At 47.7% G+C, this 14425-nt stretch carries 14 protein-coding genes and 17 tRNA genes; 24 read left to right on the forward strand and 7 right to left on the reverse strand.

All coding sequences use genetic code 11. The features are described 5' to 3' along the window. Positions 1–42: 42 nt before the first annotated feature. Positions 43–558 (reverse strand): shikimate kinase, encoded by a 516-nt coding sequence (locus tag ACOJUO_RS15930; RefSeq protein WP_422137472.1) that lies wholly within the window; start codon positions 556–558, stop codon positions 43–45. A 193-nt stretch (positions 559–751) separates the two neighbouring features. On the opposite strand from ACOJUO_RS15930, the gene ACOJUO_RS15935 reads away from it, so the two are divergent. Then, positions 752–1312: a DUF2058 domain-containing protein gene (locus tag ACOJUO_RS15935; RefSeq protein WP_422133001.1), complete on the forward strand. Its 561-nt coding sequence runs from the start codon at positions 752–754 to the stop codon at positions 1310–1312. Between the two features lie 40 nt (positions 1313–1352). Here the strand turns inward: ACOJUO_RS15935 and ACOJUO_RS15940 are convergent, their stop codons facing one another. From ACOJUO_RS15940 to ACOJUO_RS15950, 3 genes are all read right to left on the reverse strand, one after another. After that, positions 1353–1730, reverse strand: a complete 378-nt coding sequence (locus ACOJUO_RS15940; RefSeq protein WP_422137473.1) for a RidA family protein — start codon at positions 1728–1730, stop codon at positions 1353–1355. Between the two features lie 109 nt (positions 1731–1839). Next, entirely contained in the window at positions 1840–2763 is a 924-nt protein-coding gene (locus ACOJUO_RS15945) for a hypothetical protein (RefSeq protein ID WP_422137474.1), read from the reverse strand. Positions 2764–2826: 63 nt separating this feature from the next. After that, complete coding sequence (locus tag ACOJUO_RS15950; RefSeq protein ID WP_422133004.1) at positions 2827–3705, reverse strand: LysR family transcriptional regulator; 879 nt, start codon at positions 3703–3705, stop codon at positions 2827–2829. A gap of 269 nt (positions 3706–3974) precedes the next feature. Here ACOJUO_RS15950 and ACOJUO_RS15955 point away from each other — a divergent pair, with 269 nt between their 5' ends. The 19 genes from ACOJUO_RS15955 to ACOJUO_RS16045 all read left to right on the forward strand — a co-directional run bounded on the left by ACOJUO_RS15955 (position 3975) and on the right by ACOJUO_RS16045 (position 9236). Then, on the forward strand, positions 3975–5267 hold the full coding sequence (locus ACOJUO_RS15955) for a cation:proton antiporter (RefSeq protein ID WP_422133005.1): 1293 nt from the start codon (positions 3975–3977) through the stop codon (positions 5265–5267). 154 nt (positions 5268–5421) lie between these two features. Continuing rightward, positions 5422–6915 (forward strand): glutamate--tRNA ligase, encoded by a 1494-nt coding sequence (gene gltX, locus ACOJUO_RS15960; protein ID WP_422137475.1) that lies wholly within the window; start codon positions 5422–5424, stop codon positions 6913–6915. 258 nt (positions 6916–7173) lie between these two features. Continuing rightward, a tRNA-Ala gene (locus tag ACOJUO_RS15965) sits at positions 7174–7249 on the forward strand. A gap of 53 nt (positions 7250–7302) precedes the next feature. Next, positions 7303–7378, forward strand: a tRNA-Glu gene (locus ACOJUO_RS15970). A gap of 95 nt (positions 7379–7473) precedes the next feature. After that, a tRNA-Gly gene (locus tag ACOJUO_RS15975) sits at positions 7474–7556 on the forward strand. Between the two features lie 34 nt (positions 7557–7590). Continuing rightward, a tRNA-Gly gene (locus ACOJUO_RS15980) sits at positions 7591–7673 on the forward strand. A 34-nt stretch (positions 7674–7707) separates the two neighbouring features. After that, positions 7708–7790 (forward strand) — tRNA-Gly (locus ACOJUO_RS15985). A 34-nt stretch (positions 7791–7824) separates the two neighbouring features. After that, positions 7825–7907 (forward strand) — tRNA-Gly (locus ACOJUO_RS15990). A 34-nt stretch (positions 7908–7941) separates the two neighbouring features. Then, positions 7942–8024, forward strand: a tRNA-Gly gene (locus tag ACOJUO_RS15995). A gap of 34 nt (positions 8025–8058) precedes the next feature. Next, positions 8059–8141 (forward strand) — tRNA-Gly (locus ACOJUO_RS16000). Between the two features lie 34 nt (positions 8142–8175). Further along, a tRNA-Gly gene (locus ACOJUO_RS16005) sits at positions 8176–8251 on the forward strand. Positions 8252–8294: 43 nt separating this feature from the next. Then, a tRNA-Glu gene (locus ACOJUO_RS16010) sits at positions 8295–8370 on the forward strand. A gap of 8 nt (positions 8371–8378) precedes the next feature. After that, positions 8379–8454, forward strand: a tRNA-Gly gene (locus ACOJUO_RS16015). 43 nt (positions 8455–8497) lie between these two features. Beyond that, positions 8498–8573: transfer RNA gene (locus ACOJUO_RS16020), tRNA-Glu, on the forward strand. Positions 8574–8581: 8 nt separating this feature from the next. Further along, positions 8582–8657: transfer RNA gene (locus ACOJUO_RS16025), tRNA-Gly, on the forward strand. A gap of 43 nt (positions 8658–8700) precedes the next feature. Next, positions 8701–8776 (forward strand) — tRNA-Glu (locus ACOJUO_RS16030). Positions 8777–8779: 3 nt separating this feature from the next. Then, positions 8780–8855 (forward strand) — tRNA-Ala (locus ACOJUO_RS16035). A gap of 195 nt (positions 8856–9050) precedes the next feature. Then, a tRNA-Ala gene (locus ACOJUO_RS16040) sits at positions 9051–9126 on the forward strand. Positions 9127–9160: 34 nt separating this feature from the next. Further along, a tRNA-Glu gene (locus ACOJUO_RS16045) sits at positions 9161–9236 on the forward strand. A gap of 206 nt (positions 9237–9442) precedes the next feature. Here ACOJUO_RS16045 and ACOJUO_RS16050 read toward each other — a convergent pair. Next, the gene (locus tag ACOJUO_RS16050) at positions 9443–9643 is read right to left on the reverse strand and encodes a hypothetical protein (RefSeq protein WP_422137476.1); all 201 of its coding nucleotides are present in this window, start codon (positions 9641–9643) and stop codon (positions 9443–9445) included. Positions 9644–9901: 258 nt separating this feature from the next. Between ACOJUO_RS16050 and ACOJUO_RS16055 the strand changes: the two genes are divergently transcribed. Further along, positions 9902–10402 (forward strand): GAF domain-containing protein, encoded by a 501-nt coding sequence (locus ACOJUO_RS16055; protein ID WP_422133008.1) that lies wholly within the window; start codon positions 9902–9904, stop codon positions 10400–10402. Between the two features lie 63 nt (positions 10403–10465). On the opposite strand, the gene ACOJUO_RS16060 is transcribed toward ACOJUO_RS16055, so the two are convergent. Further along, positions 10466–11680: an RNA-guided endonuclease InsQ/TnpB family protein gene (locus tag ACOJUO_RS16060; RefSeq protein WP_422140075.1), complete on the reverse strand. Its 1215-nt coding sequence runs from the start codon at positions 11678–11680 to the stop codon at positions 10466–10468. After that, positions 11592–12023, reverse strand: coding sequence for an IS607 family transposase (locus tag ACOJUO_RS16065; protein ID WP_422140076.1), 432 nt, complete (start codon positions 12021–12023; stop codon positions 11592–11594). Before ACOJUO_RS16065 ends, ACOJUO_RS16060 begins: the two co-directional genes overlap by 89 nt. On the opposite strand from ACOJUO_RS16065, the gene ACOJUO_RS16070 reads away from it, so the two are divergent. The 3 genes from ACOJUO_RS16070 (at position 11964) to ACOJUO_RS16080 (ending at position 14390) form a co-directional block, all read left to right on the forward strand. Further along, positions 11964–12146 carry a hypothetical protein gene (locus ACOJUO_RS16070; protein ID WP_422137477.1) on the forward strand — a complete coding sequence of 61 codons (183 nt, stop codon included), beginning with the start codon at positions 11964–11966 and terminating at the stop codon, positions 12144–12146. The two genes, ACOJUO_RS16065 and ACOJUO_RS16070, sit on opposite strands and share 60 nt — an antisense overlap. A gap of 218 nt (positions 12147–12364) precedes the next feature. Continuing rightward, positions 12365–13252 carry a DMT family transporter gene (locus ACOJUO_RS16075; protein WP_422133010.1) on the forward strand — a complete coding sequence of 296 codons (888 nt, stop codon included), beginning with the start codon at positions 12365–12367 and terminating at the stop codon, positions 13250–13252. Between the two features lie 64 nt (positions 13253–13316). Further along, positions 13317–14390, forward strand: coding sequence for a hypothetical protein (locus ACOJUO_RS16080; RefSeq protein WP_422137478.1), 1074 nt, complete (start codon positions 13317–13319; stop codon positions 14388–14390). Positions 14391–14425 lie beyond the last annotated feature (35 nt).

Genomic DNA, 14425 nt, shown 5'->3' on the forward strand with positions numbered 1-14425 from the left:
CTTTTTGTTATCTGCTGTTTTTCCTCGGGTAGTTGCGATCACTCAATCTGTTTGAAGAAGTGGTTTAACCTGCTCAATGATTTCCAGTGCCAGCGAGTCCTGACAGAGGGTTCGGCAATCGATAGTTACGTCTGCGTATTTCTTGTAAAGCATCACCCGTTCTTCAAACAGATCCTCAATGGTTTGATCTTCTGCACGAGCGATACCCCGTGTATCAAAGTTATGAATGCGCTGACGAATCTGCTCAAGGTCCAGATCCAGAAAGACGATGACCGATTCTTTAGCAAGATGTTTCATGGCGGCTTCGCTGTAAACGGCTGAGCCCCCGGTGGCAATGATGTGCCGTTTAAGATTAACTTTGAGCAGTTCTGCTTCTTCAATGTCTCGAAGAGACATATAGCCTGATCCGTCAATAATATCCTGCAGGGTTTTCTGTTGGCTGATCTGGATCAGTACATCGGTATCCAGAAAGCCAAAGGCCAGATCTTTGGCCAGAATAATACCAATAGTACTTTTTCCAGCGCCTGGCATACCGATCAGTGTGATGTTGTTTTTCATTGTTAGCGTCACCCGTGACTGCTTTCCAGAGTTTAGTGGCCTATTTTCAAACACCTGAATGCTCAACTGCAAGTCCTCTGTTGAAGGCATGTGTCTTATCTACCAGAGTTCGGCTGGCTCCGAAATCACGCGGCTGCTAAGATATCACTCCTGAGATTTTATCCATCTTCGATCCATCTATTTTGAGCAATCCATGAGTAAATCATTAAGAGACCAGCTGATGGGCGCTGGTCTGGCAACCAAACAACAGGCATTGAAAGCCAAATCCAGTAATAAGAAAAAGAAGAAACAGGCTGCCAAGACTGGTGAGCTGACCGATCAGGAAAAACGCCGTATTGAACTGGAAAAGCAGAAAGCCGACCAGATAGAACGTGATCGTGAGCTCAATCGCAAACTGGAGGAAGAACGTCAGAAAAAGGCGTTTGCTGCACAGGTTTGTCAGCTCATTGAGATGAACACTATTCCCCGGGAAGTCGGTGATGTGGGTTATAACTTTGTGGTGGATGGCAAGGTTAAAAAGATCTATGTCTCTGAAGACATGCAAAACAGACTGAGTCGGGGGCTTTATGCGATCGGTATTCTGAGTCAGGCAGACGAGGAAGAGTATCGGGTGATTCCCGCAACAGTGGCCAGAAAGATTGAAGAGCGTCAACCTGCTGCTGTGGTTGTTCAGTCTGAAAGTCAGAGCGAGCTGACCCAAGAAGAGCAGGAGTGGTACGCGGATTATGAAATTCCGGACGATTTGATGTGGTGAAGCACTGGGGGCGTTCAGGCCCCCTTACTGACGCAACTGACTACTCAGTGGTGGCAATGACTTCAATTTCTACCTTCACATCTTTGGGCAGGCGAGCCACTTCTACCAGACTGCGAGCAGGGAAAGGGAAGGTAAAGTACTGCTTGTAAACTTCATTGATGTCAGTGAAGTCATTCATATCTTTTACGAACACCGTCGCTTTCTTGACCTTATTCAGGCTGCTGCCTGCGGCTTCCAGAACAGATTTTAGATTTTTCAGACACTGATGAGCCTGTTCTTTGGTGTCTTCAGACATTTCTCCGGTCTCAGGCTCAATGGGCAGCTGGCCGGAGATGAAAATCAGGTTGCCAAACTGAATCCCCTGGGAGTATGGGCCAATGGCAGGTGGTGCATCCGGGGTTTCAATGACTTTGTGCATAATACTTAAGTTATCTGGGGAGGGTTACCAATTTTAATTTGCGGATTCTAATCACCTGTCAGGGCTTTGTCATCGTAGTGAGGGGGGGGACTGGCCGATTCAGGTACAATTACTTAACAGGAATATCCAGACCACCTTCTTTAAGGTATTTGATCACTTCTTTGTAACGCTTTTCGACGGAAGCATCTTTCAAACTTCCGAACCAGAATCTCCAGACAGTACTGCCAGCAGCATCCGCCGCCTGAGTACCATTAGTGCTAAAGAAGAGCGTGTTTCCTCGTTTAGTGGTCAGTAAGTAGGAGGCGCCTACTATTTCATCAGGCATTTCAGTGCAGGTCATCTCTTTGTCACGGAGACTGGAATTGGCAGTGTTATTAACCTCTTTTTTATAAATCTGCTGTTCCTCGGGCGAGCGTTTATCCAGACCGCCTTTGGTGTACGCCACATAAAGCTCCACAGGTGAACCTTTCTGCGCCATTCTGCGCAGGGTGAAAGTCCTGTCCTGAATGGTTTTAACCCGGTGCGGGTCATCCTGCATGGAAGCTGACATGGTTTGTCTGAGTGCTTTGCCCACAGGATTGCATAGCGGGGTGGTCGGTTTGCGGGTGTGGATAATCGCTATTGCATGACTGAGGAGGGCTTCATCAAGCATATTCATCAAGCTCTGCTCAAAGGTTTTCTGAAAACTGACAGCTATTGGGCGTGTGAACTCATCACTGCCGGCAACCTGAACTTCAGGTGTGTGCAAGAGGGGGCTGATGACCAGGCTTGCGATGTTGGTCTTGATAGTGCTGGCAAGCTCTCCGTCACTGATTATTGTGCTGGAGATGTCCGTAAGCAAAGTCATTTTCAGTTCATTGACATCCAGCTTTTCCAGCTCTGCATTGCTTATTTTCGATGCAGGCTCGGTCTCTTCAGACTCGGAGGCATTAGCTTTGGCCAACCAGAATGCCAGAATCAGAAAAACAATATTCCAGATGGTCTTGCTGGTAAAAAGCGGTTTTGAGTGTGAAGGCTTTGCCGTGAGCTGCAAAATAATATCCCTGTACGCTGTTCATCAGTAGCTCACTTAAAATAGTCAATATTCCGGTTTCTGTCAGCGAAGAGCTTTCAGTATCAGTTGAATGATCTGGCTCTGATACTTTTTCCTGTGAAGCAACAGAGAGAGGGTTCTTTTCATGGTGATTCCGGAGATTTTGACAGCAACCAGTTCGCCCAGCTCCAGTTCATGGCTGACGCAAAGCCGGGACAGGCAGCCGATACCCTGACCATACTGTACCAGCTTTTTGATGGCTTCTGACTGGTTTAGTTCCATCTTGATAGGCAGGTCAGTCAGCTTTTGGCTCAGATGTTGATCAAAAATATTTCGGGTGCCAGAGCCCGGTTCCCTGAGAATCCACTGCTGGTGATTGAGTTCTTCCAGTGAGATTTCCCCCCGTTTAGCTATAGGGTTGTCAGGGCTGCAGATGACCAGCAGTTCATCTTCTTTCCAGGGGATGACGTCAATATCTTCATGCTGGCAGGGACCCTCTACACAGCCAATATCCAGGTCAAAACTGGTTACCCGCTTGATGATGGTCTCGGTATTACGGATATCCATGTTAAAGCTGATCCTGGGAAAGTCTGCACTGAACCGGGCCAGAATATCGGGTAACAAATAGTTGCCAATTGTGGTACTTGCACCGATTCGAAGATGACCCGATTCGGTGTTTTGCAGATCTCTAAACAGAGTTTCTATTTCAGACGTCCGATCCAGTAACTCGGAGGCCAGAGGCATGAGTAGCTCGCCCTGGTGATTGATCAGGAGCTTGTTGCCAGTGCGGTCAAAAAGCTGGCAGCCCAGCTGATTCTCCAGCTCGGCAAGGGCCATGCTGGTAGCGGGTTGAGAAAGGTTAAGCTGTTGGGCAGCCAGGCGAACCTGTCCGAGACTTGCGACAGCCCGGAATGTCTTGAGCTGTTTCAGTGTGATGTGCATGTTGAGGTTCTGATTAGGGTAACGCTTGTATTTTAAACTGGTTGAGCACAATACTGAATTTTAAGATGTCTGATTGTCTTCACCTTTACGTCTTTGTAACCTATGGAGTTAACGGCTGATGTAAGCTCTGCACCAGTCTCCTGGTTGAGCTGTCAATTCCTCTGTGGGATGCTATTTTTCCTTGGTACCTCAGGCGCAATTGTTCTTCCTGGTCTACCCGAATCGACATAATCCTGATGTCTCATTGAATCGTTTTCAGAGGTTTTGATATGCATGAAACCGGCCTTGCTACACAGGTCCTGATACTGGCTGCTCTGCTGCTGCTTGCCACCAGCTCAGCCATATTACTAAAAAAATTGCGGTTTCCTTATACCATTGGTCTGGTAGTAATCGGCATGGCTCTGGGAATTCTGGCGCAATACACTGACGTATTGGGGCCCTTATTAAAGGTCGAACTGTCCCATGATCTGATCATGTATATCCTGCTTCCGGTGTTGATATTTGATGCGGCTATCAACATAAAGCCTCCATATCTGTTTCGTGAGATGACTTCGGTGTTGAATCTGGCCATATTTGGCGTAATCCTTTCTATGCTGGTGGTTGGGGTCATCATGAATGTGCTGACTCCTCTCAGTCTCGCTGGAGCTATGCTGTTCGGGGCGCTGATTTCTGCAACGGACCCCGTTGCCGTTATTGCCCTGTTCAAGGAAGTAGGAGCGCCGGCTCGAATGTCTATGCTGATGGATGCAGAGAGTCTGTTTAATGATGCCACAGCAATTGTTATCTTCGGGATTGTCCTGGCGGTTATTCAGGCCGGTGGCGGCCTCGGCGTCGGTGTTCTGTTCGACGGAGTCTGGTCATTTATCGAAATCTTCTTTGGCGGAATACTGGTTGGTTTGGTCATGGGTATCGGTATGGACTGGCTATTGAAGCTGGGCAGAAACGAGCCCTTTGTGCAGATTGCTCATACCACTATCCTGGCGTATAGCAGCTTTATCGTTGCTGACCACGTTCTGGGAGTATCCGGTGTTATGTCAACTATTGCTGCGGGTATCGTTACTCGATCCAATTCAGGAAAAGTATTGTCTCAACAGGTGCGCAGCTTTATTACGCCTTTTTGGGAGTTTGTGGCCTTTATTGCTAACAGTCTGATTTTCCTGCTTTTGGGGATGAAAGAAAACCTGTTATTCAGAAATCTGGACCACTTACAGTACTATTACCCTTACCTGTTGATCGCCATTGCTTCTGTTTTGATTGGTCGTTTGGTCGTCGTCTATCTGCTCCTGCCCATATCTAACCGCCTGCCGGTGGGGCGTCCGGTGGATAACAAAATCAAAGCCATTATGTTTTGGGGTGGGTTGAGAGGTGTAGTGCCTGTTGCACTGATGCTGTCGATTCCTGACAGTATTCCCGAGAAAAAACTGATTATGGACATGACTCTGGCTGTGATTTTGTTCTCTCTTCTGGTTCAGGGCACTACAGTAAACTGGCTGATGAGAAAGCTGGGTGTCAATCAACACTACATCATAGTTAGAGAAGCTATGAAAAAGCTGGGGGGATAACCCTTTTAATGATTCATCGTGAAAGCAATAATAAGCAGCTACGCTAATGAACGGATTGTTGGCCTCAAGTATTAACCGGTCGTTGATTCGTTGTCGATGCGGCCCTGCAGGGTGTAGACTAGCGGCCACTTAAAACTTTACTCATTAGTAGATCATGACTGTTCGTACTCGCGTAGCTCCCTCACCTACCGGCGATCCCCATGTGGGAACGGCCTATATTGCCCTGTTTAATATGGCTTTCGCCAAAAGTCAGGGTGGGCAGTTTCTGCTTCGCATAGAAGACACTGATCAGGCGCGAAGTACCGCTGAATCTGAACAGCAGATTCTCGACTCTTTGCGCTGGCTGGGGCTGAACTGGGATGAAGGCCCTGATGTGGGCGGTCCTCATGGCCCTTATCGTCAGAGTGAAAGACGTGAAATTTACGACGAGCACGCGCAAGCGCTGCTTGATAAAGGGCATGCTTTTCGTTGCTTCTGCAGCGCTGAGCGTCTGGATGCCCTGAGAGCAGAGCAGGCTGAAACCAAACAGGGCTCAGGTTATGATGGTCACTGTCTGCATTTGTCTGAAGAAGAAGTGCAGAGCAAGATGGCTGCAGGCGAGCCCCATGTTATTCGCATGAAGGTACCTTCTGAAGGCAGTAGCAAAGTAGAAGATATGTTGCGTGGCACCATCGAAATTGAATGGTCTCAGGTGGATATGCAGGTTCTGGTTAAAGCAGACGGTATGCCTACTTACCATCTGGCTAATGTGGTCGACGATCACCTGATGGGCATTACTCATGTCATCAGGGGTGAAGAGTGGATCAGTTCTGCACCCAAGCACCAGCTGCTTTATCAATACTTTGAGTGGGAAATGCCAAAGCTCTGCCACATGCCACTGCTGCGAAATCCGGACAAGAGCAAGCTATCCAAACGCAAGAATCCAACCAGTATTACCTATTATCGGGATGCCGGCTACCTGCCAGAAGCGCTGCTGAATTACCTGGCTCGTATGGGTTGGTCGATGCCGGATGAGCGCGAGAAGTTTAGTCTGGAAGAGATGGTTGAAAACTTTGACATCCAGCGTATTTCCCTGGGTGGTCCGATTTTTGACCAGGAAAAACTGTCGTGGCTGAACGCCGGTTGGATTCGTGAGGATCTGAGCACCGAGCAGTTTGCCGATCGTCTTCATAAATGGTTGCTCAACAGCGACTACATTATGAAGTTTCTGCCTTTCGCCCAGGGGCGTGTTGAAACTCTGGCTGACTTTGCTCCCATGGCCAGCTTTATGTTCTCTGGCATGTTAGAGCTGTCAGAAGAAGACTTTATACATAAAAAGCTTGCGCCGGCTGAGGTAAAGAAAGTGCTGCAGTTCACCCTTTGGAGACTGGAGCAGCTCAGGCAGTGGAACAAAGAAAATATCTTTGCTGAAGTGAAAACCCTTGCCGGGGAGATGGGATTGAAGCTGGGAGATTTTAATCCTCCAATCTTTATCGCCATTGCCGGGACACCGAACTCCTGGTCGGTAATGGATTCTATGGCCATTCTCGGTGCCGACATGACTCGTGCCCGTCTTCGCCATGCGGTCGATGTTCTGGGTGGATTGTCCAAGAAAGAAACCAAGCGTTTTGAAAAAGAGTTCAGGGTACTGGGAGCTGGGTCTGAGTAAACCTGACTCATCCCTCACTATAGAAAAGGCTGGATTTTTCCGGCTTTTTCTTTATCAGGGGTTGAAGCTTTGTTTAAAGCCTGAGCGGTAAAGCGTCCAGCGATCAAAAACTATATAACTATCTGCTTCAATTAAACATTTTTTCATAAGTGAGCTTGACAGGTCAGGGGGGCATCCATATCATTCGCCCTGCGTTTCGGGGCAGCCAAACATCTTTTCAGGAAGGGTAGGGTGAGCCGGAGTGTTAAGGAGTATTTTGGGGCTATAGCTCAGCTGGGAGAGCGCAACACTGGCAGTGTTGAGGTCAGCGGTTCGATCCCGCTTAGCTCCACCAAATTTTCAAAGCCAGACGTTTTGTTCGTCATAGGCGTTTGAATAAAAAATTGTGTCCCGTTCGTCTAGTGGCCTAGGACACTGCCCTTTCACGGCAGTAACAGGGGTTCGAGTCCCCTACGGGATGCCATTTTCAAAGTCGGTGAATAGTATTTTTACTGATTGTTCTGACCGGCTAAGTCATTAGACTGCGTCGCTCAGTTCATTGTTGAATGCACTGATTAAGCGGGAATAGCTCAGTTGGTAGAGCACAACCTTGCCAAGGTTGGGGTCGCCTCAGAGTTAAAGAGTGAGTCTCGTTTCCTGCTCCGGACTTTGAAGAAGTCCGAAATAATCTTCATTGCGGGAATAGCTCAGTTGGTAGAGCACAACCTTGCCAAGGTTGGGGTCGCCTCAGAGTTAAAGAGTGAGTCTCGTTTCCTGCTCCGGACTTTGAAGAAGTCCTAAATTATCTTCATTGCGGGAATAGCTCAGTTGGTAGAGCACAACCTTGCCAAGGTTGGGGTCGCCTCAGAGTTAAAGAGTGAGTCTCGTTTCCTGCTCCGGACTTTGAAGAAGTCCTAAATTATCTTCATTGCGGGAATAGCTCAGTTGGTAGAGCACAACCTTGCCAAGGTTGGGGTCGCCTCAGAGTTAAAGAGTGAGTCTCGTTTCCTGCTCCGGACTTTGAAGAAGTCCTAAATTATCTTCATTGCGGGAATAGCTCAGTTGGTAGAGCACAACCTTGCCAAGGTTGGGGTCGCCTCAGAGTTAAAGAGTGAGTCTCGTTTCCTGCTCCGGACTTTGAAGAAGTCCTAAATTATCTTCATTGCGGGAATAGCTCAGTTGGTAGAGCACAACCTTGCCAAGGTTGGGGTCGCCTCAGAGTTAAAGAGTGAGTCTCGTTTCCTGCTCCGGACTTTGAAGAAGTCCTAAATTATCTTCATTGCGGGAATAGCTCAGTTGGTAGAGCACAACCTTGCCAAGGTTGGGGTCGCGAGTTCGAGTCTCGTTTCCCGCTCCAGATTAAAGGCTGTATGCACAAGCATACAGACACAAAAGATTGTGTCCCGTTCGTCTAGTGGCCTAGGACACTGCCCTTTCACGGCAGTAACAGGGGTTCGAGTCCCCTACGGGATGCCATTTAAAATGCGGGAATAGCTCAGTTGGTAGAGCACAACCTTGCCAAGGTTGGGGTCGCGAGTTCGAGTCTCGTTTCCCGCTCCAGATTAAAGGCTGTATGCACAAGCATACAGACACAAAAGATTGTGTCCCGTTCGTCTAGTGGCCTAGGACACTGCCCTTTCACGGCAGTAACAGGGGTTCGAGTCCCCTACGGGATGCCATTTAAAATGCGGGAATAGCTCAGTTGGTAGAGCACAACCTTGCCAAGGTTGGGGTCGCGAGTTCGAGTCTCGTTTCCCGCTCCAAATTAAAGGCTGTATGCACAAGCATATAGACACAAAAGATTATGTCCCGTTCGTCTAGTGGCCTAGGACACTGCCCTTTCACGGCAGTAACAGGGGTTCGAGTCCCCTACGGGATGCCAATTGGGGCTATAGCTCAGCTGGGAGAGCGCAACACTGGCAGTGTTGAGGTCAGCGGTTCGATCCCGCTTAGCTCCACCATAATAATGCTTCATAAAAAAAACAGTCATTTGACTGTTTTTTTTATGTCTTTATAAAGTTCGATTGAGCTCTTAATGAATTTGCTTTTTGACAAAATCGCCGTAAACCCTCGGCACGGCGGGGAGTGTCACAGACCTCGGTAGTATCTACTACTTGATCATTGAGAAAATAACTGCATAATACTCATCAGATTTTGGGGCTATAGCTCAGCTGGGAGAGCGCAACACTGGCAGTGTTGAGGTCAGCGGTTCGATCCCGCTTAGCTCCACCAATTTAACACTTTCCTGGTGTTAGCTAAATATTGTGTCCCGTTCGTCTAGTGGCCTAGGACACTGCCCTTTCACGGCAGTAACAGGGGTTCGAGTCCCCTACGGGATGCCATTTATCTTTGAAGTGATGAATAAATTGAGATGATCGAAAAGATAATTCAATCATTCGTTGCTGCAATACAATTCCTTTCCCTGGCACCGATTCCCTTCTTAATTATTAAATGTGCAGAATGCTTTTCATCAGTCTGTTTGTCCAGGTCGGTCAGCCAGAAAGTGAATTGTCTGGCTGATGCAGGCTGAATCAACCAGACAGAAATGTCAGAGCATATAAAGGCCAATTACAAAGAGAATACCGGGTACGAAGAAGCCTACCAAAGCACCGGATTCCCTGTCGCCCCAATGTTTGTCGGAAATCTCTCCCATCAGGTAGGTAGCGGCAATCCATGCCACCAGGCAGAAAGCCACGATGATCCATCCGGTGGTCGACATTTCTTCAAGAATTAGATGTAAATTGAACATTACAGCCTCTCTGTTAATTGTGCTTTTGAACACACACCCCCTTCTTAACACTAGTCCAGCTTAGACGGGCTTCGGGAAAGTGCACGGTTAGCCTTATAATTAGTTAGAGTGACTTTAGAGACATAAGTTCCCCTTGGAGTCTCTGAACTTGTATATAAACTGGCTCTGATGGTGATAATAACGGCAGTGGCTACGTACTCTGCTGCGAACTGCTACTAACTTAGGGCTGTATCAAGCTGTATCTAAATGAGTGCAAGTATGTTTAAAGTTGTTGAGATGCCGGAGGATAAAGCCAGCTTTTATCGAATATTGGTGGCTCAGGCAAAGGCATTGACTGAGGGTGAAATGGATGCACTAGCCAATCTCGCCAATGTTGCCAGCCTGCTGTTTACGACCATGGCAGAGGTAAATTGGGCCGGGTTTTATATCGTCCGGGGCAATGAGCTGGTACTGGGGCCGTTTATGGGTAATCCTGCTTGTGTTCGCATCCCGTTTGGCCGGGGCGTCTGTGGTACTGCTGCCCGGGACCAAACCACCCAGCTAGTGGCTGATGTGACTGCATTTCCTGGTCATATTGCCTGTGATTCAGCCAGTCAGAGCGAGATCGTGATTCCGTTGTCTAAAGGGGGTGAGGTGAAAGCGGTTCTGGACATCGACAGTCCGATCACTTCCCGTTTTGATGAAGAAGACCAAAAAGGTCTGGAGGCCTTGGCAGAATTGCTGGAAGAAAGGGTTCAATTCGACCAGCTTTGCTACTGAGGTCTATCCTCTTGATTAAAACTGCAACGAGCGCAACACTCGCTGTTATGGCTAAGGTTCAAGCTACCTTGTCAAACACTTAAGAAAGACATTTCTGGCACCGTTGATATCACGATCAACGGTGAAGCCCTCACCCTTAATAATTTTGGAAGAACCTAATTTTTCGTCAATGGTCCCGTTCCATGATTGAGTCTTGAATGTATAGGCTTCGTTGCAATCAACTACATGCTTTCCATACTTTTTGGCGTACCACTTAAGCCGCTTTTTGAATTGGTAGTGATTGAGGTCAAGCATCTGGCGGCAGGTGTTACGGCGAATGGTGCGAACCTTCTTATCTTTGCGTGTGACCATACCTCTTGTCTCAAAGGTTGGCAAAAATACAATGTCGTAGTTCGACACCAACTCGAACGCCAGCCGGTTATGCAGATCAAGAACAATGTCATCCTTTTTGCATTTCAGCCGGTCAATTTCCCTGTTGAAATGAATAATCCGATCTCTTGCCCACTGGGGCATATCGGGGAACTCAACGCCCTTCTGAGTGTTCAGGATTTTTTGCTTTTGACTGATCAAGCTGTCCACTTGCTTCATCAGTGGGAACAGCTTTGTTTTTGCAACGTTATCACCCGCTATCAACGCCTCTTTTTCGCTGTAGCAAGTGGCAAAGGTGCGAACACCGGGGTCAACTCCAACGCATCTAACCTTCCCTTGGATTTCGGGATTTAGCTCAATATGTTGTTGAACCTGAATGAACCAGCGACCTTTGTCGTAGGTTATGACACAAGACTTGCCAATCGCTTCTGTTGGCAGATCTTCTGTCAGGTGAATCTTGCCAAGAGCCTCTACGCAGGGATTTAATCCCTTTGGCAAACGGTCAATAGAGAATGAGTGCCTGCTACCTTTGCGGCTTTTGAAACTGATTTCTGCAAAGCCCTCTTTAGCTCCCTTGAGCTTCTTGTTGTGCTTGCAGACCGCTTTGAATGTAGCCGCTGCCGCCAGTGTTCCATTATCAGAAACAAGCGAGTTATAAGCCCTGCCACTTTCTTTTTGCTCTTGCTTCACTTGAGCTTTAATGGCAGGTCGCATGTTGATGAATTTTCCGCTGGCATCTTTATAGTCATCGTTGCGGAAACGCTCAACAGCAAGGTTGTACGACCTGCGATAGAGCATCAGGGCATCGTGATAGGCTTGCTTATTCTCTGGGTAAAACCTGATCTTTTTTGACGCTACTATCTTCGCGTCCTTTGCGTCTTTTAGCAGATCGCTTCCCGTAGTGGCTATTGCAGAATGAGGTAATGAAACCGATAAGCTCTTGGGTGTCGAATGGCTCACAGGCGTTATCCGGGTCATCCAAAACTTCGATTTGTCCTCCCGATAATTCAACAAGCCACTTGATAAGTTCAAATCCTGATCGGGCAAGGCGATCTTTTGTGGCAACCACAATATGGGTTGGATTTCCGCACACCGCTGATTCCAGAATGGTTTGCAGTCCTTTTCGCTTAAAGTTGAAAGCACTGGCAATATCGCTGATAAATTCTGCGTCAGGATGTTTTTGGAGTAAGATATGCTTTTGCGTGTCGATGCTGGATTTTTGCTTTCCAGAACTGACTCTTGCATAGCATATCTTCCTTTACTGGCTAATGAATATGCGGAAGTGACCACCACTGGTTTGCTTCACTTTTTCGTAGTGACCGCTTTCGATCTTGCGCCTTATAGTTTGGCTGGTTACGCTTTCAATCTTGGCTAGCTTTGTAGCTGAAACCCACAAGATAAATTCACCTTTTAATGATTTATCTTGTGTCTAGCGTAATTGATTTTGCGATTGTTGCAATTTTATTTGACTGTTCCGAAACCTCATTGCTCAACACCGGGGTTTTGGAACACATGTCAAGTTTGTCGTCTACCCACATCACCAAGTCCAATGGGTAAGATGGTGTGCTTCATCTTTTTCAGGGAGGAGAAACAGTGTCTACCTGGATCTGGCTGACTTTGATGGCTGCTGTTGCTCAGGCATTTCGCACGGCATGTCAAAAAACACTTTCTGAGCGAGTCAGTGTCTGGGGGACCACATTTTCCCGATATGTTTTCTCACTTCCCCTGGTTTGGGTTTATTTGTATCTGCAACTGCACTGGCAGGATTCTGAGCTGCCTGAAATCTCTTCCACTTTCCTGCTCTACAGTTTCGGCGCCGGATTGGCTCAAATCGCTGCTACGGTTGTTATCGTCAAGCTCTTTCACCTGAGAAACTTTGCGATTGGGGTTATTTATTCCAAGTCTGAGACGGTTCTGGTGGCTGTGTTGGGTGCCATTATTTTTTCCCAGATGCTCAGCTGGGCGGGCTGGATCAGTGTTTTGTTGGGGACGGTTGGGTTGATCTTTTTGAACCCGCCCGGGCAGCAAGGATGGCGATCCCTGTTTTCGGTATCTGCTGCGTTTGGCCTCGGCGCAGGGTTCCTTCTGGCTTTGACCACCCTTTGGGTCAGACAGGCGAGTTTGTCGCTGGATGATGATCCGCTCGTGGCTTCGGCCTATACACTGACTGTCACAGTTCTTATGCAAACGGTGCTTTTGGGTGGCTTTATCTGGTTAAAAGAGCCTCAGACTCTGGGAAAGCTCATCCAGCAATGGAAGTTAAGTGGCGCTGTCGGGCTTCTCAGTCTGCTGGGGTCCATCGGCTGGTTTACAGCTTTCAGTCTGCAAAACCCGGCCCTGGTCAAAACCTTGGGGCAGGTTGAATTCTTCTTCACGCTGATTATCTCCAGTCGTCTGTTCAGGGAAAAACATTCGCCTCGTGAATATTGTGGTATGGCTCTGATTCTGAGTAGTGTCATTCTGCTACTCTGGCTTGCCTGATTTATTAAGGGATAGGGCTAAAGGTCGATAAAACGGTTATTAAGCTATCAGAGGCTTTTTTCAAATGACCGCTCTCCGATCTTCCTTTCTGATCCTGTTACTCATCCTCAGTCGTGCCTCCAGGGCAGAATTTGTTGAATTACCGAAGGTGCCGGACTTCTCTGAACTGCAAACCTATGAAGAGGCCATACACCAGCTATTTCAGGGTAAAGGTAAAAACTTTAAAGAAATCATAACCGCCGGTGGCGAGCTCGATCGGGCTTACACCGTTTTGTTTGATGGTACTGAATGGTTTGTCAAAATCTTTCGAGAAGATTGTTATGGATGTGAATTGATACGCTTTGAGTCTGAATGGCTGCTGAAAAAGAAGCTTTCGCTTTACCCCTGGTTGGTCAGGGTGAATGCTGAACTGGTACTCCCGGATCGTGCTGCTACTTTCATGCTCAATCAAAAGCAGCATTACATCCTGAGTTATCCTCTGGTTCCGGGCAGGAACTTGAGTGACATTTACAATCAACAGTATCTTGCTTCACATTATGCCTATTTCTTCCCGGAATGGCTGCAACTGTTCAATCAGCAGTATCTTGCCTCAGATCATGCCCTGAATACCAAACAGAAAATTTTGCTGAGAAAAGCTTTTTACCGTTATGGGCAGGTATTGGCTCTGGCTCATTTAGATCCAAGACGGCCCGCCAAAAATATTGCCGAAATGTTGAGCCGGATGGTTCGGTTACACCTTCCGGACCGAAATGGAAATAATGAAATCTATGACCAGGAATCTGATCGAATCTACCTGGTGGACCTGGCGGAGACCATTGGCGAATTTGGTGAGCCAGCCTATGTGCATGAAGATCTTGAGGAAGTGGTGGGAAGTTTGGCTGAAATGGCCTCTGATGCTCAGACCAGGAAGGGGTTTTATTGTGGGGTTGCCTATGACTGCATAGTGAATCCGCTCAGGCAGTTTGCTCTGGGTTATGCAAGCAGTCTGCCTCTCTACAATCGCAAAATGGTAATCACCATGATAGGGGAGGCGATGGTGGGTTATCTGCAGAAAGAATGTCTTGGTGAAATGCAGGGAGACCGCTTTTGTCATGCCGTGGAAACTATTGAACAGCAGTTTCTCAGTGATCAGAGCTAAAGGTTCAGGAGTAAGCAGCCAGTAAACTGGCTGCG

Origin of the sequence: Endozoicomonas sp. ALC020 (genome assembly GCF_049275935.1) — a bacterium.
Lineage (GTDB): Bacteria > Pseudomonadota > Gammaproteobacteria > Pseudomonadales > Endozoicomonadaceae > Endozoicomonas_A.

Coding starts and splice junctions, on each gene's coding strand:
- ACOJUO_RS16070 (WP_422137477.1), top strand. CDS start 11,964: ATGCTTTTGCGTGTCGATGCTGGATTTTTGCTTTCCAGAACTGACTCT.
- ACOJUO_RS15940 (WP_422137473.1), bottom strand. CDS start 1,730: ATGCACAAAGTCATTGAAACCCCGGATGCACCACCTGCCATTGGCCCA.
- ACOJUO_RS15955 (WP_422133005.1), top strand. CDS start 3,975: ATGCATGAAACCGGCCTTGCTACACAGGTCCTGATACTGGCTGCTCTG.
- ACOJUO_RS15930 (WP_422137472.1), bottom strand. CDS start 558: ATGAAAAACAACATCACACTGATCGGTATGCCAGGCGCTGGAAAAAGT.
- ACOJUO_RS15950 (WP_422133004.1), bottom strand. CDS start 3,705: ATGCACATCACACTGAAACAGCTCAAGACATTCCGGGCTGTCGCAAGT.
- ACOJUO_RS16055 (WP_422133008.1), top strand. CDS start 9,902: ATGTTTAAAGTTGTTGAGATGCCGGAGGATAAAGCCAGCTTTTATCGA.
- ACOJUO_RS15935 (WP_422133001.1), top strand. CDS start 752: ATGAGTAAATCATTAAGAGACCAGCTGATGGGCGCTGGTCTGGCAACC.
- gltX (WP_422137475.1), top strand. CDS start 5,422: ATGACTGTTCGTACTCGCGTAGCTCCCTCACCTACCGGCGATCCCCAT.
- ACOJUO_RS16050 (WP_422137476.1), bottom strand. CDS start 9,643: ATGTTCAATTTACATCTAATTCTTGAAGAAATGTCGACCACCGGATGG.
- ACOJUO_RS16080 (WP_422137478.1), top strand. CDS start 13,317: ATGACCGCTCTCCGATCTTCCTTTCTGATCCTGTTACTCATCCTCAGT.